Genomic DNA, 25,164 nt, shown 5'->3' with positions numbered 1-25,164 from the left:
GCCTCGCACGTGATCACGGACGGTGCGCGGACCGTACCGTGACGTGCGGGGCGGCCCGGTGGCCGCGCCGTCGGGACTGTCGGGGTCCGGTTCTAGACTCGCCTGTGATGAGCCCCGCAACCCGTGCCCCCCAGAAGTCGGCCGCACCGTCGCAGCCGGCACCGTCGTCGACCGGGTCGTCGACGGGCAAGCGGCTGATGCTGCTCGACGGCCACTCGCTCGCGTACCGCGCGTTCTTCGCGCTTCCCGCGGAGAACTTCCGCACGGGCACGGGCCAGACCACCAACGCGGTCTACGGCTTCACGTCGATGCTGATCAACCTGCTGCGCGACGAGCAGCCCACCCACCTCGCGGTGTGCTTCGACGTATCCCGCAGCACGTTCCGATCGGAGCGCTACACCGAGTACAAGGCCAACCGCACCACCACACCCGACGACTTCCGGGGCCAGGTCGACCTCATCAAGGAGGTCCTGCGGGCGCTCAACATCCCCGAGTTCGGGGTGCCGGGCTTCGAGGCCGACGACCTCATCGCCACGCTCGCCACCCAGGCGGAGGCCGACGGCTTCCAGGTGTTCATCACCACGGGCGACCGCGACGCGTTCCAGCTGGTCAGCGACGACGTCATGGTGCTGTACCCCAAGCGCGGCGTCTCGGATCTGGCCCGCATCGACCCGGCCGAGGTGATGAACCGCTACGGCCTCAGCCCGACGCAGTACCCGGACTTCGCGGCCCTGCGCGGCGACCCCAGCGACAACCTGCCGAGCATCCCGGGCGTCGGCGAGAAGACGGCGGCCAAGTGGGTGCGCGAGTTCGGCTCCCTCGCCGAGCTCACCGACCGCGTCGACGAGGTCAAGGGCAAGGCGGGCGACGCGCTCCGCGCCCACCTCGCCGGTGTGCTGCTCAACCGGCAGCTCACCGAGCTCGTCCGCGACGTCCCGCTCGACGCCACTCCCGCAGATCTCGAGGTGCGGCCGTGGGACCGCGACGCGGTCCACCGACTGTTCGACGAACTGGAGTTCCGGGTCCTGCGCGAGCGGCTTTTCGCCACGCTGCAGAGCGCCGAGCCGGAGGCCGAGGGCGGCATCGAGGTGCAGGGCGGCGCCATCGCACCTGGTGAGGTGCGGGCATGGCTGGCCGAGTACGCGCGCGACGGGCGCCGCGTCGGGCTCGCGTTCCACGGTGTGCGGGGCGGCGCCGCGGCAGGCGACCTGGCCGGCATCGGCCTCGCGGCGGGCGAGCCCACCGTCGAGGCCCGTGCGGAAGGTGCTACGGCCGACGTCCCGCAGGCCGGCTACGTCGACGTCACCACGCTCACCCCCGACGACGAGGCGGCGCTGGGCGAGTGGCTCGCCGACGCGTCGATACCGAAGGCGGCCCACGACGCCAAGGCCGCGCTGCACGCGCTGCGCGGGCGCGGCTGGACCCTCGCGGGGCTCACGAGCGACACGGCGCTGGCGGCGTACCTGGCCCGGCCCGGGCAGCGCAGCTTCGACCTGGCCGACCTCGCGCTGCGCTACCTGCGTCGCGAGCTGCGTGCCGACGGCGAGGCCGAGGACGGCCAGCTGTCGCTGCTGGGTGGTGAGGAGGAGGCCGACGCGGCCCGCGCGCAGACGCAGATGGTGGCGGCGTCCGCGGTCGGCGAGCTCGCCGACGCGCTCGACGCCGAGCTGGCCGAGCGCGGCGGCACCGAGCTGCTCGCCGAGCTGGAGCTGCCGCTCGAGTACGTGCTGGCCGACCTGGAGCAGGCGGGCATCGCCGTCGACGGCGAGGCGCTCGCGGCGCTGGAGGCGGAGTTTGCCGCGCAGGTCAAGCAGGCGGCACAGGACGCCTACGCGGTGATCGGCAAGGAGATCAACCTCGGTTCGCCCAAGCAGCTGCAGGTGGTGCTGTTCGACGAGCTGAACATGCCGAAGACCAAGCGCACCAAGACCGGCTACACCACCGACGCCGACGCGCTCCAGACGCTCTACGAGCAGACCGGCCACGAGTTCCTCAACCACCTGCTGGTGCACCGCGACGCCACCCGGCTCAAGATCACGGTGGAGGGCCTGCTCAAGTCGGTGGCCGACGACGGCCGCATCCACACCACCTACAGCCAGACGATCGCGGCCACCGGTCGTCTGTCCTCCACCGAGCCCAACCTGCAGAACGTGCCGATCCGCACGGCAGCGGGCAGGCGCATCCGCGAGACGTTCGTCGTCGGCCCGGAGTACGCCGAGCTGATGACGGCCGACTACAGCCAGATCGAGATGCGGATCATGGCGCACCTGTCGGAGGACGCCGCGCTCATCGAGGCGTTCCGCTCGCGCCACGACTTCCACGCCGAGACCGCCGCGCGGGTGTTCGGCTGCGAACCCACCGACGTCTCCGTCGAGCAGCGCGCCAAGATCAAGGCGATGAACTACGGCCTGGCGTACGGGCTGTCGGCCTTCGGCCTCTCGGGGCAGCTGCGGATCTCCACCGAGGAGGCCCGCAGCCTGATGGACGGCTACTTCGAGGGTTTCGGCGGCGTGCGCGACTACCTGCGCAGCATCGTCGACATCGCGCGCAAGGACGGCTACACGGGCACGATCATGGGCCGCCGCCGCTACCTGCCCGACCTCACCAGCGACAACCGGCAGCGCCGCGAGATGGCGGAGCGCATGGCGCTCAACGCGCCCATCCAGGGCAGCGCGGCCGACATCATCAAGGTCGCGATGCTCGGCGTGCACCGGGCGCTCACCGCGGAGGGGCTGCGCAGCCGCATGCTCCTGCAGGTGCACGACGAGCTGGTGCTGGAAGTCGCCGAGGGCGAGCGGGAGCGCGTCGAGGAGCTCGTGCGCCGGGAGATGGGCGCGGCGGCGCAGCTCTCGGTGCCCCTCGAGGTCTCGGTCGGCTACGGCCGCAGCTGGGACGACGCCGCCCACTGACCCGTCCCGCGCCTGCGCACACGCCGGGAGGTCGGACGCTGGCTCGTGGCGCGTTGAGTGCGGGCGGCGGGCGCCCCGTCAATGGTTGGTGCGGCCGACGAGCACCCGAGCCGGGGGCAGGTTGCCCCACACCGGCCCGACGACCGTGACCTCGGCGAACGCCGAACGCATGTCTCGCACCAGCCGCTGCGCGGGCGGGAACAGGTGCAACCCCAGCAGCGACGCCTGCGTGAACACGCCCCCCGGCGCGAGCACACCAGCCGCGAGTGCGGATACCGGGGCCGCGGCGTGCGCCGCCCACGGCAGCAGGCTCGCGACGCCGTCCACCCGCTCGACGCCGTGCCCGGCCAGTAGGTCGGGCAGCTGCCCGGCGTCGCCACTGATGACGGTCACGCCGGGGTGGCGGGCGGCGAGCCGGTCCGCCAGAACAGGGTTGAGCTCGACGGCGATCTGCCGGCCGCGGCCCGCGAGCCGCCGCTGCAGCGCGTCGGTGACGCGGCCGGTGCCGGCGCCGAGCTCGACGACCACCGGGTCGCCGTCGAGCGGGAGCGGCGCGATCATCGCGGCCACCAGGGCGTCTGAGCTGGCCGTGAGGGTGGCCGTCCGCGTGGGGGAGCGCAGGAACTCGCGGAACAGGACCCGCCCGTCGGTCATTTTCGCAGGTTAGGGCGGGTGGTGGCGGGTTCGCCGTTGCCGGCGGGCGGCCGGTGGGTGAACATCGGGGGCTCGCGCGCGACGGTGCGGGAGGATGACCACATGACCGGTCCCGCCGCGGAGCCGGCGGGAGTCAAAGGAGCCAATCTCTCCGTCACCGAGATCTGCCACCTCGTGGGGTTCTCCAGCCTCGGCTCGTTCAGCGCGCGGTTCACCGAGCTCGTGGAGGTCTCGCCCATCGAGTACCGGCGGCTGCACGCCGAGCGGGCCGCCCCCCAGGTGCCCGGGTGCTTCCTCATGGCGTGGAGCCGGCCGAAGGGGGCTCCGTCCGCCGGGAGCGCAATCTCGGAGAAGACCGGGCCCGGCGGGTCGCCCTAGCGTCGGCCCAGCACTCGAGAACCGGAGGAAACATGATGGGCCACGACCCGGACAGCGCCGACCAGATCCGCGAGCTGGTCGCCAAGGGCGCCATGGGCACCGGGGTGATGGCGACCGACGACGTCCAGAAGACCTACGAGGAGCTCTCCGCACGCGGTGTGGTGTTCACCCAGGAACCCGCGAAGCGCCCGTACGGGATCGAGGCCGTGTTCCGCGACGATTCCGGCAACTGGTTCAGCCTGACCCAGCACATCGGCGGGGGCGGGGCGTGATCGCCCGGGTCGCGACGGCCGTCGTGGCGGTGGCCGATCAGGACGTGATGCTGGAGTTCTTCGTCGGCAAGCTCGGCTTCACCACGGTGATGGACCGCGAGATGTGGCCGGGCGCCCGCTGGGTGGAGGTCGCCCCGTCCGACGGCTCTGGTCCCCGGACGAGCGTGGTGCTCAGCGCGGCCAAGGACTTCGACCGCGAGCCGGACGCGGCGTACCCGATGACGTTCGACGCCGCCGACCTCGCCGCGACCGTCGCCGAGCTGCGCGCCGCCGGCGTCGAGGTGAGTGACGTGGTCACCGAGCCGTGGGGGAGCTACATCCGCGTCACCGACCCCGAGGTCCGCCAGTTGCTCGTGAACGACAGGGGCTGATCGCGCCGGGCCTGATCGCGCCGGGCCTGATCGCGCCGGGTCTGATCGCGCCGGGTCTGATCGCGTCGGGTCTGATCGCGTCGGGGTTGTCGGCGCGCCCGCGCGAGCGCCCGCGACGGCGCCGGTAGCCTCCCCGTCGAACGACTGTTCGCGCGGGAGGAGACGGTGTGCGGGTGCTCGGCGTCGACCCGGGGCTGACCCGGTGCGGGCTCGGGGTCGTCGACGGGTCGGGTGGGCGCACGGTGCGGTTCGTCGCCGTCGACGTCGTGCGGACCCCTGCCGATGCGCCCCTCGCCGAGCGGCTGCTGGCCGTGGGCGACACCGTGGAGCGCTGGATCGAGCGGCATCGGCCAGACGTCGTCGCCGTCGAGCGGGTGTTCAGCCAGCACAACGTGCGCACGGTGATGGGCACTGCGCAGGCCAGCGGGGTGGTGGCGTTGCTCGCCGCCCGCGCCGGGCTGCCCGTCGCGTTCCACACCCCGAGCGAGGTGAAGGCTGCCGTCACCGGCGAAGGCCGGGCGGACAAGCAGCAGGTCACGACCATGGTCACGCGCCTGTTGAAGCTGGCGGAGGCGCCCCGCCCGGCCGACGCGGCCGACGCGCTGGCCCTGGCGATCTGCCACTGCTGGCGAGGCCCGATGCTCGACCGGATGGCGCAGGCGAAGGCGCGTTCCGCGGAGCTGGCGCGCGCCCACCGGGCCCGCCTGGCGGCCGCGGCGAAGGGAGTCTCCCCATGATCAGCTCCGTGCGCGGTGAGGTGCTCGACATCGCGCTGGACCACGCCGTCGTCGAGGTCGGCGGGGTCGGACTCGCTGTTCATGCCACCCCGACGACGCTGGCCGGCCTGCGCCGGGGGGAGCGCAGCAGGCTCGCCACCGCGCTCGTCGTGCGGGAGGACTCGCTCACGCTGTTCGGCTTCGCCGACGACGAGGAGCGCGAGCTGTTCGGGCTGTTGCAGACAGTCAGCGGGATCGGGCCGCGGATCGCACTGGCGACGCTCGCCGTGCTCAGCCCGGACGTGCTCCGCCGCGCCCTGGCCGAGGGCGACATCACCACGATCACGCGGGTCCCGGGCATCGGGCGCAAGGGCGCGGAGCGGCTCGTGCTGGAGCTGCGGGACAAGGTCGTGGCGCCGCCGGCGGCCGCCGCGACCATCCCGGTCGCGGTGAACGGGAGCAACCCGCGCCGCGAGCAGGTGCTGGAGGCCCTGGTCGGCCTCGGTTTCACCGCGAAGCCCGCCGAGCAGGCCGTCGACACCGTGCTGGCGGCCGACGCGGGCGCAGACGCGAGCACCCTGCTCCGCGCGGCGCTGAACCGCCTGGGCCGGTCCCGGTGACGCGCCCGTGAACGACCCCCTCGACGACCCCGTCGACGATGTGGCCCTCACTCCTGATCCGGAGCCGGAGGACCTGGAGGTCGACGCGAGCCTCCGCCCGCGCACGCTCGCCGAGTTCGTCGGTCAGCCGCGCGTGCGGGAGCAGCTCGAACTCGTGCTTGAGGGGGCGCGGCGCCGCGGCGACCCGCCCGACCACATCCTGCTCTCGGGCCCGCCGGGGCTGGGTAAGACGAGCCTCGCCCTGATCGTGGCCGCCGAGATGGGCGCGGCCATCCGCCTGACGTCCGGGCCCGCGCTGGAACGTGCGGGCGACCTCGCCGCGATGCTCTCCAACCTCGAACACGGCGACGTCCTGTTCATCGACGAGATCCACCGCATGGCCCGCCCCGCCGAGGAGATGCTCTACCTCGCGATGGAGGACTTCCGGGTCGACGTCGTCGTCGGGAAGGGGCCGGGCGCCACGAGCATCCCGCTCGACATCGCCCCGTTCACGCTGGTCGGCGCGACCACGCGCGCGGGCGCGCTCACCGGCCCGCTGCGCGACCGGTTCGGCTTCACCGCGCACATGGAGTTCTACGAGCCGTCCGACCTGGAGCGCGTGCTGCGCCGGGCGGCCACGATCCTTGGTGTCGACCTGCGCGCCGACGGGGCGTCCGAGATCGCGTTCCGTTCCCGTGGCACCCCCCGCATCGCCAACCGGCTGCTGCGCCGGGTGCGCGACTTCGCCCAGGTCCGCGCCGACGGCGCCGTGAGCCGCGATGTGGCACGGGCCGCGCTGGCCGTCTACGACGTGGACGAGCTCGGCCTCGACCGGCTCGACCGCGCGGTGCTCAGGGCGCTCGTGAAGTCGTTCGGCGGGGGCCCCGTAGGGGTGTCCACGCTGGCAGTGGCGGTGGGCGAGGAACCAGGTACCGTCGAGGAGGTCTGCGAGCCGTACCTCGTGCGGGCCGGGATGCTGGCCCGCACCCCGCGCGGCCGGGTGGCTACCGCCGCCGCCTGGACACATCTGGGCATCGCTTCGCCGCCGGACGTCACCCCGGGCGGACCTCCCGCGTTGTTCTGAAGCGGGGGCTGGCAGACTCAGGTGGCTCTCGACGTGCGGAGATACGGAGACCATGGACATCTCGCTGCTATTCCCCCTGCTCATCCTGCTTCTATTCATCCCGATCTTCCTGTCCGGCCGGCGCCAGCGCCGCCAGGTGGCAGACATGCAAAAGCTCCAGCAGTCCCTGGAGCCGGGTGACACCGTCGTGACAACGTCGGGAATGCGCGGCACGGTGGTCGACGCCTCTTATGAGGACACCATCGACCTCGAAATCGCGGACGGTGTCGTCACCACATGGGTGCGCGCTGCGGTCCGCGAGAAGGTCAACCCCGCTCCCGCCGATGAGCCCGCCTCCGACGAGACGGAGGTGCTGGAATCCGAGCCGGTAGAGAAGCCCGACTCGGCGAACGGCACCCCGCGCACCTGACAGCGCACCTCGCAGCGCACGGCGCGCCGGACGGGGCGCACACGGACAGGAAGTGAAGTAGGCAGTGGCATCAACCCCGGGGCGGATCCGCCCCTGGCGCTACCTGACGGCCTTCGCAGGCATCGTCGTGGTCCTCTACGCACTGGTGTTCTTCACCGGCGACGGCCAGGCCACACCGAGGCTGGGCATCGACCTGCAGGGCGGCACGCGCGTCACCCTGCAACCCCGCACCGAGACCGGCGCGGTCCCGCCGCGTGAACAGCTCCTGCAGGCGCAGCAGATCATCCAGGAGCGCGTCAACGGCCTCGGCGTGACCGGCGCCGAGGTCGTGCTGGACGGCAACAACCTCACGATCACCGTTCCGGGCAGCGCAGGCGAACAGGCCCGCTCACTCGGCCAGACCGCGCAGCTGCGCATCCGTGAGGTGATCGGCGGTCCGGTGCCGGCCGCGCCACCCGCCGCCCCGGCGAACCCGGCGGCACCCCCGCCGGCGGCCACACCCGGTGGACCGCCTGCCGACGCTCCGCCCGCTACCGCCCCTCCCGCGAACCCGCCCGCAAACGCCCCGCCCGCGAACCCGCCGCCTCCGGCGGGTACACCGCAGGGCATGGGCCACCCGGCCGCGGTCGAGCGCCCCGTCGCCCCGGTCGCGTACACGTCTCCGCTGCAGGACCCCTCGCCGCCGCCCGTCCCGCCGCCACCGGGCGCGCAGACGACGGCGCCCCCGGCTCCGGCCACGCCCGCCCCGGGCTCGGCGGCCCCGGCCGCTCCGGCCGACCCCCAGCTGGCCGCCGAGATCGACGCGGCACGGGCCACCCGGCAGAGCACCGACCCCAACGTGCAGGCCATGGCGCTGCAGGCGCTCGACTGCAACGCCAACGACCCGCTCCGCGGCTACGACGACCCGACGCTGCCGCTGGTCGCCTGCAGCGACAACGGCACGGAGAAGTACGTCCTCGGGCCGGTCATCATCGAGGGCACCGAGATCGACACGGCCCAGGCCGTGCCTGCCCAGCAGGGAGTCGGTTGGGTCATCAGCCTCACGTTCAAGCCGGCAGGCGCGTCGGCGTGGGGCGAGTACACCACCGCCAACGTCGGTAAGCAGGCTGCGTTCGTGCTCGACGGCGCGGTCGTCTCGGCGCCCGTCGTCAACCAGCCCATCTACGGGCCCACCGAGATCTCCGGCCAGTTCAACCAGCAATCGGCCCAGCAGCTTGCCGGCGTGCTGCGCTACGGCTCGTTGCCGCTGTCGTTCGTGTCGTCGGAAGCGCAGACCGTCTCCGCGACCCTCGGGCTCGCCTCGCTCGAGGCCGGCCTGCTGGCCGGCGCCATCGGCCTGGCACTCGTGTTCGTCTACTGCCTCATCTACTACCGGGTGCTCGGGCTCCTGCTGATCCTGTCGCTGGCGCTGTCCGGCGTGGTGGTCTACGCGGTGCTCGTGCTGCTCGGCCGCTGGATCGGGTTCACCCTGGACCTAGCGGGCGTCGCCGGGTTCATCCTCGCGATCGGTATCACGGCGGACTCGTTCGTGATCTTCTTCGAGGGGTTGAAGGACGAGGTGCGCCAAGGCCGCACGTTCCGCTCCTCCGTGCCGCGCGCGTGGGTGCGGGTGCGGCGCACGATCCTGTCCGCCGACGCGGTCAGTTTCCTCGCTGCCGCGGTGCTCTACATTCTGGCTCTGGGCCAGGTCAGGGGCTTCGCGTTCACCCTCGGCCTGTCCACGGTGCTCGACCTGCTCGTCGTGTTCCTGGTGACCCACCCGCTGGTCGCGCTCGCGTCCAACTCGCGGGTGTTCGGCAGCCCCGGGTTCTCGGGGCTGGGGGCAATGGCGCGACTGGCGGCGGAGCGCAAACGAACCGCCACGCCGACCGGCGCGACGAAGGGAGCCTGAGATGGGCGTGCTCTCCCGCCTCTACACGGGCACCGGTGCGTTCGACATCGTCGGGCGCAAGCGCACCTGGTACATCGCGTTCTCGGTGCTCGTGCTCATCTGCGTGGCGTCGATCGTGTTCCGCGGGTTCAACCTCGGCATCGACTTCACCGGCGGCACCCAGATCCAGTTCCCCGCCACGACGGCCGCCGCACCGGCCGACGTCGACGCCGTGCGCCACGTCTTCGAGCAGGCGGTCGGTACGGCACCTGCCGCGGTGCAGTCGGTGGGCACCGGCAACTCGGCGTCGGTGATCATCCGCTCCGAGGCGCTGAACCCGGGACAGCTGGTGGCGCTGAAGCAGGCGCTGTTCGACACGTTCCAGCCGATCGGCGCGGGCGGCACCCCCACGCCGGACGTGATCAGCGACAGCGCGGTGAGCGGCAGCTGGGGTGGCCAGATCACCCAGCAGGCGCTGGTCGCCCTCGCCGTGTTCCTCGTGCTGGTCACGATCTTCCTGACGTTCTACTTCGAGCGCGCCATGGCGATAGCGGCGCTGGTGGCGCTGCTGCACGACGTCGTGGTCACGGCGGGCGTCTACTCGATCATCGGGTTCGAGGTCACGCCGGCCACGGTGATCGGCCTGCTCACCATCCTCGGGTTCTCGCTCTACGACACAGTCGTCGTGTTCGACAAGGTCAGGGAGAACACCCGCGGGCTGCTCGGGCTCACCCGCCGCACGTACCCCGAAGCGGCCAACCTCGCACTGAACCAGACCCTCATGCGTTCGATCAACACCTCGCTCATCGCGGTGCTGCCGGTCATCGGCCTGCTGGTGATCGGGGTCGGGCTGCTCGGCGTGGGCACGCTCGCCGACCTCGCGCTGGTGCAGGCGGTCGGGATCGTGTCCGGGGCGCTTTCGTCGTTGCTGCTGGCCACGCCGATTCTGGTGGACCTGAAGATGCGTGACCCGCGGTTCCGGGATCAGGCCGCAAGGGTCGCCGCGCGGCGCAAGCGGGCGGCCGACGCGCTGGCCGGGATCGAGCCCGACCTGACCGACGACTCCGAGCTCGACAACGCGCTCCGCAAGGAGCAGGCGATGGCCGCGGCGGCGACCGCCCCGGCCCGGCCCGGCAAGGTCGCCGAGCGCGGGCAGGCGCCGCGCGCCAAGCGTCCGGCAGGCCGGGCGGCACGCCCGAGCGGGAAGCGGAGCCGGTGACCGAGCCCGTGGCGCAGCCGCTGGCCGAGCCGGCCCTCGCGCGGGTTGTCGGGCTGGTCAGGGACGTGCCCGACTACCCGGCGCCCGGCATCCTGTTCCGCGACATCACGCCGGTGCTCGCCGACGCCGAGGCGTTCGCGATCGTCACCACCGAGCTGGCCTCGCTGGTCGGCGCGGCCGACGTGGTGGTCGGCGTCGAGGCACGGGGGTTCCTCCTCGGCGCCGCCGTCGCCATCGTCGCGGGCACTGGCGTGGTGCCCGTGCGCAAGGCGGGCAAGCTGCCGCTGGTGGCCGGGTCGCGCACCTACGACCTGGAGTACGGCACGGCCACCCTGGAGCTGCCGGCCGACACGGTGGCGCCGGGAGCGCGGGTGTTCGTCGTGGACGACGTGCTCGCCACCGGCGGCACGGCGGCCGCCGCGTGCGGCCTGCTGACCGACGCGGGCGCGGAGGTGATCGGCTTCGGCGCCCTGCTCGAGCTGAGCGCGCTCGGCGGCCGGGAACGGCTCGGAGACGTGCCGGTACACGCACTGCTGAGCGCGTGATCCGGGGACTATCCTCATGTCCGTGGAGCGCAACGTATGACGGACGTGCAGGAGGGCGCGCCTCCCGTCGCGGAGGCGGGTGAGGCGCCCGCGAGGCCGTCCGCCACCCGCCGCGTACGCGCCCGCATCGCACGGCGGATGACTCCGCAGCGCGTCGCGGTGGTCGCGCCGGTCCTCGAACCGCTGGCCAGCGTCCACCGGGCGCTGCACCCGAAGGCGGACCTCGCGCTGCTGCAGCGCGCCTACGACGTTGCCGATTCCAAGCACGACGGGCAGAAGCGCAAGTCCGGCGACCCGTACATCACGCACCCCCTCGCCGTCGCCACGATCCTCGCCGAGCTGGGCATGGACACCACCACGCTCGTCGCGGCGCTGCTGCACGACACGGTGGAGGACACCGACTACTCGCTCGACCGGCTGCGCAAGGACTTCGGCGAGGAGGTGGCGCACCTTGTCGACGGCGTCACCAAGCTCGACAAGGTCGAGCTGGGCACGGCCGCCGAGGCCGAGACGATCCGCAAGATGATCGTCGCGATGGCCCGCGACCCGCGAGTGCTGGTCATCAAGCTGTCCGACCGGCTGCACAACATGCGCACCATGCGCTTCCTGCCGCCGGAGAAGCAGGCGAAGAAGGCCCGCGAGACCCTCGAGGTGCTGGCCCCGCTCGCGCACCGGCTCGGGATGGCCACGGTCAAGTGGGAGCTGGAGGACCTGTCCTTCGCGATCCTGCACCCGAAGAAGTACTCCGAGATCGTCCGGCTCGTCGCCACCAGGGCGCCCTCCCGCGACACCTACCTCAAGCAGGTGATCGACGAGGTGATGCAGCAGCTGGAGTCGGCGCGCATCAACGCCACCGTCGAGGGCCGGCCCAAGCACTACTACTCGATCTACCGCAAGATGATCGTCAAGGGCCGCGACTTCGACGACATTCACGACCTCGTGGGCGTCCGCGTGCTCGTGGACGACGTGCGCGACTGCTACGCAGCGATGGGCATGGTGCACGCGCTCTGGCAGCCGATGCCGGGCCGGTTCAAGGACTACATCGCCCAGCCCCGTTTCGGGGTGTACCAGTCGTTGCACACCACAGTGATCGGGCCGGACGGCAAGCCGCTCGAGGTGCAGATCCGCACGCAGGACATGCACCGCACAGCGGAGTACGGCATCGCGGCGCACTGGCGGTACAAGGAGACCCGCGGCACCCATACCGGGCAGGCCGTCGAGGTCGACGAGATGGCGTGGATGCGCCAACTGCTCGACTGGCAGCGTGAGGCCGCCGACCCCGGCGACTTCCTCGAGTCGCTGCGATTCGACCTCGCGTCGCAGGAGATCTTCGTCTTCACGCCCAAGGGCGACGTGATCACGCTCCCGTCCGGGTCCACCCCGGTCGACCTGGCGTACGCGGTGCACACCGAGGTGGGTAACCGCTGCATCGGCTCGCGCGTGAACGGCAGGCTCGTCGCGCTGGAGCGCAAGCTGGAGTCCGGCGACGTCGTCGAGATCTTCACGTCCAAGGCCGAGGGCGCGGGCCCGAGCCGCGACTGGCAGTCGTTCGTGGCGTCCCCGCGAGCCAAGACGAAGATCAAGCAATGGTTCGCCAAGGAGCGCCGCGAGGAGGCCATCGAGGCGGGCAAGGAGGCGATCGCCCGCGAGGCCCGGCGCACGTCGATGCCGCTGCAGCGGCTCGTCTCGGCCGACGCGATGGCCGCGCTCTCGCGCGAGCTGCACTTCCCCGACCTCTCCGGTCTGTATGCCGCCGTCGGCGAGGGGCATGCCAGCGCGCGGCACGTCGTGCAGCGGCTCGTCGCGCTGCTCGGTGGTGTGGAGCAGGCCGAGGAAGACCTCGCCGAGCGCGCCACCCCGTCCACCGTCCGGCTGCGGCGCTCAGGTGGGGACGCCGGTGTGGTCGTGCGCAGCGACAACGGCGTCAACGGAGGCGGCGACCTCGGCGACCTCTACACGAAGCTCGCCCGCTGCTGCACGCCCGTGCCCGGCGACGACATCCTCGGTTTCGTCACCCGCGGCGGCGGCATCAGCGTGCACCGCACCGACTGCACGAACGCCGGCGACCTCAAGGCGCGCTCGGAGCGGCTCGTCGACGTCGCCTGGTCGGTGTCGCCTGGCTCGGTGTTCCTCGTGGCCATCCAGGTGGAGGCGCTCGACCGGCACCGGCTGCTCTCCGACATCACGAAGGTGCTGGCCGACGAGAAGGTCAACATCCTGTCGGCGTCGGTCACGACGTCCCGTGACCGGGTGGCGGTGTCGCGGTTCAGCTTCGAGATGGGCGACCCGAAGCACCTGGGGCACGTGCTGCGCGCCGTGCGCAACGTCGAGGGCGTATACGACGTCTACCGGGTGACGAGCGCCAGCTGACCGCCTCCGGCGGGGTTCCGGCGACGGAGAGACCGCAGCGGTTCAGCCGGCTCCCCAGAGCGCGCAGCGGTGCGCCGCTGCGAACTCCGCACCCGGCTGGAGCTGCGTGCCGTCCCCGGCGCCGCCGACGGCCAGGAGCTGGCCGTCACCCGCCCAGGGCAGCCACGCGGTCGCGCTGACAATGCCGTCGTCGCCGTTCGGGTTGCCGCTCGTGACGAAGTGAGCCCACCGCTGCACCATCTCCGCGGCCAGCGCCTGCTGCGGGGCCGTCAGCGTGGGCTGGCCGGGCACGAGGTCGAACAGGTAGGGCATCTCGGCGCCGTGCGCGACGCCGTCGGCGAGGTCGGGCGGCAGGCCCGCGTACGGGGACGGGGCGGTGGGGTCGGCGAACTCGTACGCGAAGAGCGGGGCGCGGGTGCTGACCGACTGGTAGGTGGCGACGCTCGTGCAGGCGTAGGCGCGGTCGGTGATGACGTCCGACCACGCCCGCCCGGGAGACCGGTCTCTCACCCGGTAGGCCCGCCCGGCCGCGTTGCGCTGCGACCCTGCGGCCGCTGCGAGCACCGTGCGGAACCCGGTCTCGGTGAGTGGGGTTCCCGCACGGTCGTAGAACGCGTTGGTGAAGAGAGTGCCTTCGTCGCGGGTGGTGCCGGCGAGCACGGGGACCGGGCGCAGGTCGCGGTCCACCACCAGGTCGGACGGGCGCCGGGGTAGCGTGTCGGTGCCCGTGGCCGGGCTCCAGTAGAACCCGGCGTCCGGGACGAGCTGGGCCGCGGGCACGGCCCGCATGCAGGCGAGGATGCCGTCGGTGCCGGGGTCCTCGCCCGGGTCGGCGCACCCGAAGGTCGCCGACACGCTCATCCCTGCGGCCTCCACGAGGGGCAGCGGCTTCCACGTGTCGCCGCTCGGACCCGTGCCCGGACGGATGATGTCGATGATGTTGGCCGTGCTGCAGCCACCGCTCTGCATGATCGCGCGCTGGAACAGCCCGACAGACCCGGGAGAGGCAAGCTGCCCGCAGACACTGTCCGCCCCGGCGGACTCGCCGGCGATCGTGACGTTGCCGGGGTCGCCACCGAACGCGGCGATGTTGCGGTGTACCCAGCCGAGCGCGGCCTGCTGGTCCATCAGCCCGAACGTGCCGGCACCCGGCAGCCCGGGGAGGCCGAAGAACCCGAAGATCCCCAGCCGGTAGTTGATGGTGACGACGATGAGCGGGCCGGCCGCGGCGAGCCTTTGCGGGTCGACGTCGCTGCCCGCGCCTGCGTTGAACCCGCCGCCGTGAATCCAGACGAGCACCGGCAGGCCGGACGCCGCACTGGTGCCGGCCGGCACGGTGACGTCGAGGGTGAGGCAGTCCTCCGTCTCGCTCGCGGCGGTGGCGTGCGGGGTGCCGGGCGCGGCGGCGAGCTGGGGGCAGCGCGCGCCCGGCGCCGTCGCGGGCCGGGTCTCGCTCCACGGGGCGGGCGGCTGCGGAGGGCTCCAGCGCAGGTCCCCGACCGGCGGGGCCGCGTACGGGACGCCCTGGAAGCGCAGCATCGACCCGTCCAGCCGGCCGAGCAGCTCGCCCTGCTCTACCGCGACCCGCTCACCAAGGGGCGGAGCCCCGTTGCCCGCACCCGGCGAGCAGGCGGCGAGGAGCACGGCGCCGACGAGGGCGGCGGCCCAGGCTGGGGGTCGTCGGCGCACGCCCGGATCGTGCCATGCCGGGGCGTGCGCCGACATAGTGATCGTCAGCGGTCAGCCGACGGTGGCGGTCTGGATGGTCACCGGGCTGTTGGGCGCGCCGTCACCCGTGCCGTTGGCGTCGTTCTGGCCGGCCCTGGCGATGGCGTCGAGCACCTGGAGCCCGTCCGGGCTGATCGAGCCGAAGACCGTGTAGTTGGGCGGGAGCTGGGCGTTGCCGTAGACCATGAAGAACTGGCTGCCGTTCGTGTTCGCGCCGGCATTCGCCATCGCGAGGATCCCGCGCCCGTAGGTCAGCTCCGGGAAGACCTCGTCGTTGAAGGTGTACCCCGGCCCGCCGCTGCCCGTGCCGCTCGGATCCCCGCACTGCAGGACCTGCAGGCCGTCGCTGGTGGTGAGGCGGTGGCAGCCGGTGTCGTTGAAGTACCCCTGCTGGGCCAGGCTCACGAAGCTGTTGACGGCACAGGGCGCGAGGGCGCGGTCCAGCGTGAGGGGCACCGTCCCGGCGCTGGTCTGGAGGGTGACAGGCACCGTTCCGGTGGCGCTGATGTCGGCGCCTGCCGGCGGCTGAACCGGCTTCGAAGCCTGTTCGCCTGCGGGGTAGTCACAGGTGACGGTCGCGGGCAGGGCGGTCGGCCGCGTCGGGAGCGGAACGATGTCGGTCGGGATCGACGCCGGAGCGCCGGTCGCCGGAGCCGGAGCGGCTGCCGGCTGCGCGCCGCCACCGCCGGTGCCGATGGTGGACAGGACCACCACGCCCACGACGACCACCACCACGACGGCGGCCGAGGTGATGATGGCGACGCGCTGGCGCCGCCGCGCCCGCTCGGCCCGCCGCTGCTGCTGGCTCGCGAGCTTCCGCTTGGCCGCCTCTCGCCGCATCTGGTTGGTCGCCACCGGCACTCCTCTTCCTACCTGTCGCGGTACCGCGAGGTCGTCCGGCGACGTCCCGCGACATGGGCCCGTTCGCGCCGCAGGATAACGAGCCAACCTGAGAAGTCCCGGTGGGGTGGGCTGCTACTCAGCCCGCGGTGTGCGTCTGCGGCTCGCGGCACCGGGCGTCCCCCGGTGGGCGGCCACAGTCACGGCCTACCCTGGTGAGGTGCTCGTCGCTGGTTTTCCCGCCGGTTCCTTCCAGACCAACTGCTACGTCGTGGCGTCCGGTCCGGGGGAGGCGTGTGTGGTGGTCGACCCCGGCCAGGACGCCGTCGAACCCCTGGACGCTCTGCTCGCGGAGCACCGCCTCACACCGGTGGCGGTGCTGCTGACCCACGGCCATTTCGACCACACCTTCAGCGTCTCGCCGGTGTGTGACGGCCACGACGTCCCGGCCTGGATCCATCCCGAGGACCGGGAGATGCTCGCCGACCCGCTCAAGGGCCTCTCGGCGGACGCGGCCACGTTCTTCGGCGGGCGGCTGGAGGTGCGTGAGCCCCGCGAGGTGCGCGAGCTCGCCGACGGCGCCGCTCTCGACCTGGCCGGTCTCACGCTGCGCGTCGACCACACCCCGGGCCATACACGCGGGTCGGTGGTCTTCACGACACCTACCGAGGAGGGCGTCGAGGTGATCCTCGCCGGCGACACACTGTTCGCCGGCTCGATCGGGCGCACCGACCTGCCCGGGGGCAACCACGCGCAGATGCTCGCGAGCCTGCGCGACAAGCTGCTGACCCACGACGACTCGGCCGTGGTGCTGCCGGGCCACGGGCCCACGACCACGGTGGGGCGGGAGCGGGTGTCCAACCCGTTCCTGCAGGGTCTCGACGTACCGGCGAGAGGGAGAGGGCTGTGACGGCCCTGGAGAACAGACTTGCGACGTTCGCGGCGCCGAAGGGCGTCCCGGAGTACTACCCGCCGGAGGGGGCCGGGTTCGAGCACGTCCGCAACACGCTCGTCGCCGCGGCCGACCGTGCCGGGTACGGGTTGATCGAGCTGCCGATCTTCGAGGACACGGGGCTCTACGCCCGCGGCGTCGGCGAGTCCACCGACGTCGTGAGCAAGGAGATGTACACGTTCGCCGACCGGGGCGAGCGGTCGGTCACGCTCCGGCCGGAGGGCACCGCCGGGGTGGTCCGCTCGGTCATCGAGCACGGCCTCGACCGGCAGGGCCTGCCGGTGAAGCTGCGCTATGCGGGCCCGTTCTTCCGCTACGAGCGTCCGCAGGCGGGCCGGTACCGGCAGCTGCAGCAGGTGGGCATCGAGGCGATCGGCGTGGACGACCCCGCGCTGGACGCCGAGGTCATCGCGGTCGCCGACGAGGGCTTCCGGGCGCTCGGGCTCACGGGCTACCGGCTGGAGATCACCTCGCTCGGCGACGCGGAGATCCGCCCGGCGTACGGGGCGCTGCTGCGCGAGTTCCTCGCCGGCCTCCCGCTCGACGAGCCGACGCGGGCCCGCGCGCAGCTCAACCCGCTGCGGGTGTTCGACGACAAGCGACCCGAGGTGCGGGCCCTGCTCGCCGACGCGCCGCTGCTGCTCGACCACCTCTCCCCGGCGGCAGCCGAGCACCACGCGGCCGTCAAGCAGCACCTGGACGACCTCGGCGTCGCGTACGTGGAGAACCCGCGGATGGTGCGTGGGCTCGACTACTACACGAAGACCACGTTCGAGTTCGTGCACGACGGCCTCGGCGCGCAGTCCGGGATCGGCGGCGGCGGGCGCTACGACGGGTTGATGGCCACGCTGGGCGGGCAGCCGCTCTCGGGTGTCGGCTTCGGCATCGGCGTCGACCGCACGCTGCTGGCCTGCCGGGCCGAGGGTGTGGCGCCCTGGTCGGAGGCGCGGTGCGAGGTGTTCGGCGTGCCGCTGGGCGAGGCCGCGAAGCGACGGCTCGTGGTGCTGGCCGCGCAGCTGCGCCGGGCGGGCATCCGGGTGGACCTCGCCTACGGCGGGCGCGGGCTCAAGGGTGCGATGAAGGCGGCCGACCGCTCCGGTGCGCGGCTCGCGCTCGTGCTGGGCGACCGCGACCTCGAGGCGGGCACCGTGGGCGTCAAGGACCTGCTCACGGGCGAGCAGCACGCGGTGGCGCTGCACGCCGTGCTCGACGAGCTGCGCTCCCGCCTCACCTGACGTGGCAGGCGGCGACCGCGAGCGTTGGGACGCGCGGCACCGCGCTGTCGAGCAGGCCGGGCCGGCAGCCGGTCCGATGCCGCCGGACGCCTTGCGCGGCCGCGAGCACCTGGTGCCCGGCGGCGGCCGCGCGCTCGACGTGGCGTGCGGGCGCGGGTCCGTGGCGGTGTGGCTGGCCGCGCGCGGCTTCACGGTGGACGCGGTCGACGTCTCCGAGGTCGCGCTGGCCGGTGGCGCCGACCTCGCCGAACGCCGCGGAGTCGGCGACCGGGTGCGCTGGTGGGCGCACGACCTCGACGCGGGACTGCCTGCCGCCTGCACCGGGCCCTACGACGCGGTGGTGTGTCAGCGGTTCCGGGACCCGGCGCTCTACCCTGTGCTCGCCGGGCTGCTCGCGCCGAGCGGGCTCCTGGTGCTGACCGTGCTCTCGGAGGTCGACGATGCTCCGGGCGTGTTCCGGGCCCGCCCCGGCGAGCTCGCGGACGCGTTCGGCGGGCTCAGCGTGCTCGACCACCGCGAGCGCGACGGCGAGGCCAATCTCGTCGCCCGGGCCGCTGAGGTCAGGCGCTGACCTTCTCCCGGCTCGCCACGACCGCGGCGATCGCGGTGGTGATCGGCACCGACGCCACGAGCCCGATGCTGCCCACCAGCGTCCTGACGATCTCCGTGGCGACGTCCTGCGTGGTCACGACGTCGCCGAGGCTGCGGCCGGACAACGAGAAGAGCAGCAGCAGCGGCAGCGACGCGCCCGCGTATGCGAGCACGAGCGTGTTCACCGCGGAGGCGACGTGGTCGCGGCCGATCCGCATGGCCGACGCGAACAGCCCGCGCGTGCCCAGCTCCGGGTCGGCGCGGTGCAGCTCCCACACGGCGCTGGTCTGGGTGACGGTGACGTCGTCGAGCACGCCGAGGGCGCCGATCACCACACCGGCGAGCAGCAGGCCCCGTGCGTCGACCGCGGTGCCGAGGGTGGCGATGAGGTTCGCGGCCTGGTCGTCGAGGCCGGTGAGCTTGGCGAACGCCGAGAAGGCGGCGGCGAGCGCGCCGATGAGGGCAAGCGACAGCAGGGTGCCGATCACCGCTGTGGACGTGCGCGCCGACAGGCCGTGGGTGAGATACAGGACCGCGAACATGATCAGGCACGAGCCGACGATCGCGACGGCCAGCGGGTTGTGCCCGGCCAGGATCGCGGGCACCACGAACCACAGCAGCACCACGAAGCTCAGCACCAGGGCGCCGAGCGCGGCGAGGCCCCGCCAGCGCCCGAGCAGGATCACCGCACCCGCGAAGAGCACAGCGAGCCAGATCAGCGGCGGGCCGCGCTGGAAATCGACGATCTGGTACGAGCCCGGGTCGTCGGGATCGGCTCCCGACCAGCTGAGCACCACCTGGTCGCCCACGGCGAACTGCGGTGACCCGGGCTCGACCGGAACGACCTGCACGAGGTCGCGGCCGGTCCGCGGCCCGTCGGACATGTGGACGATGACCGCGACGCACCCGGTGCCGGAGGCGTCAGCGTTGCAGCCGGTGGCCCGGGTTGCGGTGACCTCCGCCCGCACCGGCGTCTGCGTGACCGGGTCGGCCGTGGCCGGCCGCCCGCCGGAGGGCCACATCACCACGAGGCCCACAAGCGCGGCGAGCGCGCACGGCACCAGCAGGGCGGCGATGAGGATCCGCACCCGCCGGCCTGCCGGCGGGGCGGGGGAGTGCCCGTGGCCGTGCCCGTGACCCGCTGCCGCTGCATTCGCCGTGCGCTTCGGCTTGACCCGCCGACGGCGGCCGGACCGCTGGTCGCTGTCCGGTTCGGGCTCAGGTTCGGGCCGTGCGGGCTGCTCCCGCCTCCGGTCGACGAGCGGCTCGTCGCGGCGGAGGGCGGGCGTCTCGGCCGTGGTCTCGACGAACAGCTCCGCGGGAGCGCCGGGCCGGTCACCGGGACGGCGCACGGAGCGGCCGGGCGCACCGTCCGCCGGCGGGAACACGCGGCTGCGCGGGGGGCGGGGCATGGCGCCCTGGCTCCCTCTGGACTGGCCGCCTCTGGACTCGCCGCCTCTGGACTGGCCGCCCGCGGAGTGGGGGCCGGCGGAGTGGGGACCGGTGTCGGGGCCGCGGGGCGGGCCCTGCCGGGGGCTCCCGGGTCCCGTGTCCCACGGGTCGGGGTGCCGCCGGACCTGCGCGGGCGGGTTCTGCGGCGGGCCGTAGCGATCGTCGGGCGCGTGCCGTTGCGGTCGGCGCCTGCCGGGTTCGGACCACAGGGCGGGCGGGTCCGCCTCGGGTGACCCGTCGTGGTCGTCAGCTGGCACGTGCCCATCCTGCCAATGCGGTGACGACGGCAGCCGCGTCGTCCGCCGGATCGGTGTCACACAACAGGGTGAGTGCGCCTGGCGCGCGCACGGGCGGTTCACCCTCCACGGTCGGTGCGCTCCTCCCCGCCGAGCGCGTCCAACGCCCGCTCGGCCACATCGGCCGCGGGGCCGGTGGTGTCGACGCGGACGCCCGGTTCGTCGGGATCGAGCGGTTCGAGAGAGTCGAGCTGGCTCTTCAGCAGTGACGGCGGCATGTAGTGGCCCTGCCGGGCGTCGACGCGGGTCTGGATGAGCTCGGGAGCCGCGAGCAGGTGCACGAAGCGCACGGACGGGTGGCCCTCGCGGAGCAGGTCGCGGTAGCTGCGCTTGAGGGCGGAGCACGTGACGACCGCGCTGCGGCCCTCGGCCTCCTGCTCCCCGATCCAGCCGGCGATCCGGCGCAGCCACGGCCAGCGGTCCTCGTCGTCGAGGGGGGTGCCCGCGCTCATCTTGGCGCGGTTGGCCTCCGTGTGCAGGTCGTCGCCCTCGACGAACGCCCAGCCCGTGCGGGCCACGAGCTCCTCGGCCACGGAGCTCTTGCCCACCCCGGACACGCCCATCACCACCAACGTGAGAGTCATAAGAGCAGCCTTACCCATCCTCCGGATGGGCACTTGCGGCGGGTGTCGAACGCATGTTCGAATAGTGGCATGCGGTGGGACGGGCAGCAGGTTCTGGACGACGGTGTGGGCGGTGCCGAGGCGCTGCCCGGCCTGCGCGGGCTCCTGCGCACGGTGCGCACGCCCGAGTTCGCGGGCACCGTCTTCCACGAGGTCGAGGCGAAGTCCGCGCTCAACCGGGTGCCCGGCAGCTCGCCCATGCCGTTCCGCTGGACCGTCAACCCCTACCGCGGCTGCTCGCACGCGTGCGTCTACTGCCTCGCGGGCCACACCCGGGTGCTGCTGGCCGACGGCCGCACGCTGCCCATCGCCGAACTGCGCGTCGGCGACGCGGTGGTCGGCACCGAGATGGTCGATGGGCGGCGGCGGTACGTGCGCACCACCGTGCTCGCCCACTGGTCCACCGCCAAGCCGGCCCACCGGGTGCGGCTCACCGGTGGCACCGAGCTGGTCACGAGCGGGGAGCACCGGTTCCTCACCGACCGGGGCTGGCGGCATGTCGCGCCCGGGTGGTGCCGGACGGGCCGGCGTCCGCATCTGCGCCACGGCAGTGCACTGCTCGGGCCGGGCGCGGCGGGTGGGTTCGGCTCGGCTGCCCACGACCGGGCCCATCCGCCGGCCTACCGGCAGGGCTACCTCTGCGGCCTGGTTCGCGGCGACACCGGGTCCGGCATCTCGCCGGCCCGCACGTTCCCGTCGGAGCAGTTGGAGCTCGAGGCGCTCGGGCGGGCCCACCACTTCCTCGCCGAGGCCGCCCACCTCCCCGCGCTGGCCGCCGTCGGCGCGGCCGGCCCATGGGAGCCCGGCCGCATCCCACCTCCGCCGGGGTCCGGCGGGATCGCCCCGATCGCCCACGTCACGCGCTGGCCCGAGCACGCGGGCGACGACTGGTGCGCGGGTTTCCTGGCGGGTCTGGTCGACGCGTCCGGGCAGGTGACCGACGGCGAGCTGAGCGTGGCCCACGCCGACGAGCAAGTGATCGGGAAGGCGGCGGGGGCGCTGCACCGGCTCGGGTTCCGCTTCACGGTCGACGCGGCAGCGGCGGGGTCGGCGCGCGCCGTGCGGCTGCGGGGCGGCCCGGAGCAGCTGCTGCGGTTCCTGCGGGAGACCGATCCGGCGGTGAGCGCGCGACGCAGCGTCGCCGGGGCGCCGGTGGCCGGCGGGGCGGACCTGCGGGTCGAGTCGGTGGAGCCGCTCGGCGTCACCGCGGCGATGTACGACATCACCACGGGCACCGGCGACTTCGTCGCGGAGGGCGTGGTCAGCCATAACTGCTTCGCCCGCAACACCCACACCTACCTCGACCTCGACGCCGGCGCCGACTTCGACAGCCAGATCATCGTCAAGGTCAACGTCGCCCGGGTGCTCGAACGCGAGCTGCGTTCCCCGCGCTGGGAGCGGGAGTCCGTTGCGATGGGCACCAACACCGACCCCTACCAGCGCGCCGAGGGCCGCTACCGGCTCATGCCGGGCATCATCGAGGCGCTCGCCCGCTGGGGCACGCCGTTCTCGGTGCTCACGAAGGGCACGGTGCTGTCGAGGGACCTTCCGCTGCTCACGGCCGCGGCTGCCGACGTCCCCGTGTCCCTCGGGGTGTCGGTGGCGCTGGTCGACCGAGAGCTGCAGTCCCGGCTCGAACCCGGCACCCCGTCCCCGGCCGCCCGGCTCGACATGGTGCGGCGCATCACCGACGCGGGGCTGCGGTGCGGGGTGATGGTGGCGCCCGTGCTACCGCTGCTCACCGACTCACCCGAGGCGCTCGACGCGCTGCTCGGGCGCATCAGGGCGGCGGGCGCCAGTCGCGCCACGGTGCTCGCGCTCCACCTGCGTCGCGGCACTCGGGAGTGGTTCATGGAGTGGCTCGCAAGGGAGCACCCGGGCCTGGTCGAGCCCTACGAGCGGCTCTACCGGCGCGGCGCGTACGTCGACCCGGAATACCGCCGGGCGCTGGGGGAGCGGGTGGCCCCGCTGCTGCGTCGTCACGGCCTCGGGGGCGCCGCCGACACGGTTCGCGCGCCCCAGCCGCCCGCGCCCCAACCGGCGCTTCCCACGGCCGAGCAGCTCACGCTGCTCTAGTCTCCCCGTCCCGCGCGGATTCGACGAGAGGCGCGGTCACGGCCGGGGCTGCGGAAACCTGCTGGATTGCCTGGCCGGGGGGCCGGATAGCCTTGGGTGTGTGATGCGCACCCACCCCAGCGGCACGCTCCGTGCCGACAACGCCGGACAGACCGTGACCCTCGCCGGGTGGGTGGCGCGCCGGCGGGATCACGGGGGCGTGATCTTCATCGATCTCCGCGACGCCTCCGGCACCGCGCAGGTGGTGTTCCGCGAGGGTGAGATGGCCGAGCGCGCGCACCGGCTGCGTTCGGAGTTCGCCGTCCAGGTCACGGGCGAGGTCGTGCGCCGCCCGGAGGGCAACGAGAACCCCGATCTGCCGACCGGCCAGATCGAGGTCACCGCCACGGATCTGACCGTGCTGTCGGAGTCGGCCCCGCTGCCGTTCCCGCTCGACGAGCACACCGACGTCGGTGAGGAGATCCGGCTCAAGTACCGCTACCTGGACCTGCGCCGCAGTGGCCCCGCCGCGGCGCTGCGGCTGCGCAGCGCTGCCAACCGGATCGCGCGTGACGTGCTGGAGGAGCGCGAGTTCGTCGAGGTCGAGACGCCCACGCTCACCCGGTCCACACCCGAGGGCGCCCGCGACTTCCTCGTGCCTGCCCGCCTGCGCCCCGGTTCCTGGTACGCCCTTCCGCAGAGCCCGCAGTTGTTCAAGCAGCTCCTGATGGTGGCCGGGCTCGAGCGCTACTACCAGATCGCCCGGTGCTACCGGGACGAGGACTTCCGCGCCGACCGGCAGCCGGAGTTCACCCAGCTCGACATCGAGATGAGCTTCGTCGAGCAGGACGACGTCATCGAGCTGGGCGAGGAGATCGTCTCCGCGCTGTGGTCGGAGCTCGCGGACTACCAGATCCCGCTCCCGATCCCGCGCCTCACCTACGCCGAGGCGATGGCCCGGTACGGCTCCGACAAGCCCGACCTGCGGTTCGGCGTCGAGCTGGTCGACCTGACCGAGTTCTTCGCCGACACCCCGTTCCGGGTGTTCCAGGCGCCCTACGTGGGCGCGGTCGTGATGCCGGGCGGGGCGAGCCAGCCGCGCAAGCAGCTCGACGCGTGGCAGGAGTGGGCCAAGCAGCGCGGCGCCCGTGGCCTCGCGTACGTGCTGGTCGACGAGGACGGCTCGGCGAGCGAGCGCGGCCCGGTGGTCAAGAACCTGTCCGACGCCGAGCGGGAGGGCCTGGCCAAGGCGGCAGGCGCCGAGCCGGGCGACGCGATCTTCTTCGCGGCCGGCCACCCGTCCGACGCGCGTGACCTCCTCGGGGCGGCCCGCGGCGAGATCGCCCGCCGCGTCGGCCTCATCGACGAGGACGCGTGGTCGTTCGTGTGGGTCGTCGACGCCCCGATGTTCGAGCCCATCAGGGATGAGAACAGTCGTGACGATGACGGCAACGAGGTGGGCTGGACGGCGGTGCACCACCCGTTCACCGCGCCCAACCAGGACTGGGCGGACCGCTTCGAGGAGGCGCCCGACCAGGCGCTCGCCTACGCCTACGACATCGTCTGCAACGGCAACGAGATCGGCGGCGGCTCCATCCGTATCCACCGCTCCGACGTGCAGCAGCGGGTGTTCGCCCTGCTCGGCATGGACGAGGCGGAGCAGCGGGAGAAGTTCGGCTTCCTGCTCGACGCGTTCCAGTACGGGCCGCCCCCGCACGGCGGCATCGCTTTCGGGTGGGACCGCGCCTGCATGCTGCTGGCGGGCAGCGACTCGATCCGCGACGTGATCGCGTTCCCGAAGTCGGGTGGCGGGTACGACCCTCTGACGGCTGCGCCCGCCCCGATCACCCCGGAGCAGCGCAAGGAGGCGGGGGTGGACGCGGTGCCGCCGAAGGCGCCTGCGGCTGCGTCCCCGGCCGCCGACGAGCCGCCCACGAAGGTCTGAGCGGGCCCGTCCCGCCGTCCCCTGCAGCCGGGGATCCCCGTACCGCGGACT

22 protein-coding genes are annotated in these 25,164 nt (G+C 73.1%); 17 read left to right on the top strand and 5 right to left on the bottom strand.

Annotated features, from left to right (window positions below; genetic code table 11):
- Positions 1 to 107 precede the first annotated feature (107 nt).
- On the top strand, positions 108 to 2,909 hold the full coding sequence (polA, locus tag ABD143_RS12820; protein WP_343976210.1) for a DNA polymerase I: 2,802 nt from the start codon (positions 108 to 110) through the stop codon (positions 2,907 to 2,909).
- Between the two features lie 78 nt (positions 2,910 to 2,987).
- Here the strand turns inward: polA and ABD143_RS12815 are convergent, their stop codons facing one another.
- Positions 2,988 to 3,563 (bottom strand): class I SAM-dependent methyltransferase, encoded by a 576-nt coding sequence (locus tag ABD143_RS12815; protein WP_343976206.1) that lies wholly within the window; start codon positions 3,561 to 3,563, stop codon positions 2,988 to 2,990.
- A gap of 102 nt (positions 3,564 to 3,665) precedes the next feature.
- Here ABD143_RS12815 and ABD143_RS12810 point away from each other — a divergent pair, with 102 nt between their 5' ends.
- The 11 genes from ABD143_RS12810 to ABD143_RS12760 all read left to right on the top strand — a co-directional run bounded on the left by ABD143_RS12810 (position 3,666) and on the right by ABD143_RS12760 (position 13,396).
- Positions 3,666 to 3,941 (top strand): AraC family transcriptional regulator, encoded by a 276-nt coding sequence (locus ABD143_RS12810; protein WP_343976203.1) that lies wholly within the window; start codon positions 3,666 to 3,668, stop codon positions 3,939 to 3,941.
- A 32-nt stretch (positions 3,942 to 3,973) separates the two neighbouring features.
- Positions 3,974 to 4,213 (top strand): VOC family protein, encoded by a 240-nt coding sequence (locus ABD143_RS12805; protein WP_343976200.1) that lies wholly within the window; start codon positions 3,974 to 3,976, stop codon positions 4,211 to 4,213.
- A complete protein-coding gene (locus ABD143_RS12800) occupies positions 4,210 to 4,584 on the top strand; it encodes a VOC family protein (RefSeq protein WP_343976197.1) in 375 nt (124 codons plus the stop codon). The genes ABD143_RS12805 and ABD143_RS12800 overlap by 4 nt, the downstream gene beginning before the upstream one ends.
- Positions 4,585 to 4,751: 167 nt before the next feature.
- On the top strand, positions 4,752 to 5,321 hold the full coding sequence (gene ruvC / locus ABD143_RS12795; RefSeq protein WP_343976194.1) for a crossover junction endodeoxyribonuclease RuvC: 570 nt from the start codon (positions 4,752 to 4,754) through the stop codon (positions 5,319 to 5,321).
- Complete coding sequence (gene ruvA / locus ABD143_RS12790) at positions 5,318 to 5,920, top strand: Holliday junction branch migration protein RuvA (protein ID WP_343976191.1); 603 nt, start codon at positions 5,318 to 5,320, stop codon at positions 5,918 to 5,920. Before ruvC ends, ruvA begins: the two co-directional genes overlap by 4 nt.
- A 40-nt stretch (positions 5,921 to 5,960) precedes the next feature.
- Positions 5,961 to 6,983: a Holliday junction branch migration DNA helicase RuvB gene (ruvB, locus tag ABD143_RS12785; RefSeq protein ID WP_343977387.1), complete on the top strand. Its 1,023-nt coding sequence runs from the start codon at positions 5,961 to 5,963 to the stop codon at positions 6,981 to 6,983.
- A 52-nt stretch (positions 6,984 to 7,035) separates the two neighbouring features.
- Positions 7,036 to 7,392 (top strand): preprotein translocase subunit YajC, encoded by a 357-nt coding sequence (gene yajC / locus ABD143_RS12780; RefSeq protein WP_343976187.1) that lies wholly within the window; start codon positions 7,036 to 7,038, stop codon positions 7,390 to 7,392.
- A gap of 64 nt (positions 7,393 to 7,456) precedes the next feature.
- Positions 7,457 to 9,283 carry a protein translocase subunit SecD gene (gene secD, locus ABD143_RS12775; protein WP_343976184.1) on the top strand — a complete coding sequence of 609 codons (1,827 nt, stop codon included), beginning with the start codon at positions 7,457 to 7,459 and terminating at the stop codon, positions 9,281 to 9,283.
- A gap of 1 nt (position 9,284) precedes the next feature.
- Positions 9,285 to 10,481, top strand: coding sequence for a protein translocase subunit SecF (secF, locus tag ABD143_RS12770; RefSeq protein WP_379660047.1), 1,197 nt, complete (start codon positions 9,285 to 9,287; stop codon positions 10,479 to 10,481).
- Positions 10,478 to 11,026 (top strand): adenine phosphoribosyltransferase, encoded by a 549-nt coding sequence (locus ABD143_RS12765; protein ID WP_343976182.1) that lies wholly within the window; start codon positions 10,478 to 10,480, stop codon positions 11,024 to 11,026. Before secF ends, ABD143_RS12765 begins: the two co-directional genes overlap by 4 nt.
- A gap of 36 nt (positions 11,027 to 11,062) precedes the next feature.
- Positions 11,063 to 13,396, top strand: a complete 2,334-nt coding sequence (locus ABD143_RS12760) for a RelA/SpoT family protein (protein ID WP_343976179.1) — start codon at positions 11,063 to 11,065, stop codon at positions 13,394 to 13,396.
- A 42-nt stretch (positions 13,397 to 13,438) separates the two neighbouring features.
- Here ABD143_RS12760 and ABD143_RS12755 read toward each other — a convergent pair whose 3' ends face one another.
- Positions 13,439 to 15,085: a carboxylesterase/lipase family protein gene (locus tag ABD143_RS12755; RefSeq protein ID WP_343976176.1), complete on the bottom strand. Its 1,647-nt coding sequence runs from the start codon at positions 15,083 to 15,085 to the stop codon at positions 13,439 to 13,441.
- Positions 15,086 to 15,136: 51 nt separating this feature from the next.
- Positions 15,137 to 15,979 (bottom strand): peptidylprolyl isomerase, encoded by an 843-nt coding sequence (locus ABD143_RS12750; RefSeq protein WP_343976173.1) that lies wholly within the window; start codon positions 15,977 to 15,979, stop codon positions 15,137 to 15,139.
- Positions 15,980 to 16,184: 205 nt separating this feature from the next.
- On the opposite strand from ABD143_RS12750, the gene ABD143_RS12745 reads away from it, so the two are divergent.
- Genes ABD143_RS12745 through ABD143_RS12735 form a run of 3 tightly spaced genes read left to right on the top strand, consistent with a single transcriptional unit; the run spans position 16,185 to position 18,722 of the window.
- Positions 16,185 to 16,874 carry an MBL fold metallo-hydrolase gene (locus ABD143_RS12745; RefSeq protein ID WP_343976170.1) on the top strand — a complete coding sequence of 230 codons (690 nt, stop codon included), beginning with the start codon at positions 16,185 to 16,187 and terminating at the stop codon, positions 16,872 to 16,874.
- A gap of 5 nt (positions 16,875 to 16,879) precedes the next feature.
- The gene (gene hisS, locus ABD143_RS12740; protein WP_343977383.1) at positions 16,880 to 18,151 is read left to right on the top strand and encodes a histidine--tRNA ligase; all 1,272 of its coding nucleotides are present in this window, start codon (positions 16,880 to 16,882) and stop codon (positions 18,149 to 18,151) included.
- Position 18,152: 1 nt separating this feature from the next.
- Complete coding sequence (locus ABD143_RS12735; RefSeq protein WP_343976167.1) at positions 18,153 to 18,722, top strand: class I SAM-dependent methyltransferase; 570 nt, start codon at positions 18,153 to 18,155, stop codon at positions 18,720 to 18,722.
- Here ABD143_RS12735 and ABD143_RS12730 read toward each other — a convergent pair.
- Entirely contained in the window at positions 18,712 to 20,154 is a 1,443-nt protein-coding gene (locus ABD143_RS12730; RefSeq protein ID WP_343976162.1) for a YibE/F family protein, read from the bottom strand. The two genes, ABD143_RS12735 and ABD143_RS12730, sit on opposite strands and share 11 nt — an antisense overlap.
- Positions 20,155 to 20,549: 395 nt before the next feature.
- A complete protein-coding gene (locus ABD143_RS12725; protein ID WP_343976159.1) occupies positions 20,550 to 21,074 on the bottom strand; it encodes a gluconokinase in 525 nt (174 codons plus the stop codon).
- A 69-nt stretch (positions 21,075 to 21,143) separates the two neighbouring features.
- On the opposite strand from ABD143_RS12725, the gene ABD143_RS12720 reads away from it, so the two are divergent.
- Both ABD143_RS12720 and aspS read left to right on the top strand, forming a co-directional pair.
- Complete coding sequence (locus tag ABD143_RS12720; protein ID WP_343976156.1) at positions 21,144 to 23,189, top strand: intein-containing Rv2578c family radical SAM protein; 2,046 nt, start codon at positions 21,144 to 21,146, stop codon at positions 23,187 to 23,189.
- 100 nt (positions 23,190 to 23,289) lie between these two features.
- The gene (aspS, locus tag ABD143_RS12715) at positions 23,290 to 25,113 is read left to right on the top strand and encodes an aspartate--tRNA ligase (RefSeq protein WP_343976153.1); all 1,824 of its coding nucleotides are present in this window, start codon (positions 23,290 to 23,292) and stop codon (positions 25,111 to 25,113) included.
- Positions 25,114 to 25,164: the final 51 nt, after the last annotated feature.

Origin of the sequence: Pseudonocardia aurantiaca, from assembly GCF_039526725.1 — a bacterium.
Lineage (GTDB): Bacteria > Actinomycetota > Actinomycetes > Mycobacteriales > Pseudonocardiaceae > Pseudonocardia > Pseudonocardia aurantiaca.
Note: the sequence above shows the minus strand (reverse complement) of the source record. Positions and strands in the feature narration are given on the sequence as shown.

Coding starts and splice junctions, on each gene's coding strand:
- polA (WP_343976210.1), top strand. CDS start 108: ATGAGCCCCGCAACCCGTGCCCCCCAGAAGTCGGCCGCACCGTCGCAG.
- ABD143_RS12815 (WP_343976206.1), bottom strand. CDS start 3,563: ATGACCGACGGGCGGGTCCTGTTCCGCGAGTTCCTGCGCTCCCCCACG.
- ABD143_RS12810 (WP_343976203.1), top strand. CDS start 3,666: ATGACCGGTCCCGCCGCGGAGCCGGCGGGAGTCAAAGGAGCCAATCTC.
- ABD143_RS12805 (WP_343976200.1), top strand. CDS start 3,974: ATGATGGGCCACGACCCGGACAGCGCCGACCAGATCCGCGAGCTGGTC.
- ruvA (WP_343976191.1), top strand. CDS start 5,318: ATGATCAGCTCCGTGCGCGGTGAGGTGCTCGACATCGCGCTGGACCAC.
- yajC (WP_343976187.1), top strand. CDS start 7,036: ATGGACATCTCGCTGCTATTCCCCCTGCTCATCCTGCTTCTATTCATC.
- secF (WP_379660047.1), top strand. CDS start 9,285: ATGGGCGTGCTCTCCCGCCTCTACACGGGCACCGGTGCGTTCGACATC.
- ABD143_RS12760 (WP_343976179.1), top strand. CDS start 11,063: ATGACGGACGTGCAGGAGGGCGCGCCTCCCGTCGCGGAGGCGGGTGAG.
- ABD143_RS12730 (WP_343976162.1), bottom strand. CDS start 20,154: ATGCCCCGCCCCCCGCGCAGCCGCGTGTTCCCGCCGGCGGACGGTGCG.
- ABD143_RS12725 (WP_343976159.1), bottom strand. CDS start 21,074: ATGACTCTCACGTTGGTGGTGATGGGCGTGTCCGGGGTGGGCAAGAGC.
- ABD143_RS12720 (WP_343976156.1), top strand. CDS start 21,144: ATGCGGTGGGACGGGCAGCAGGTTCTGGACGACGGTGTGGGCGGTGCC.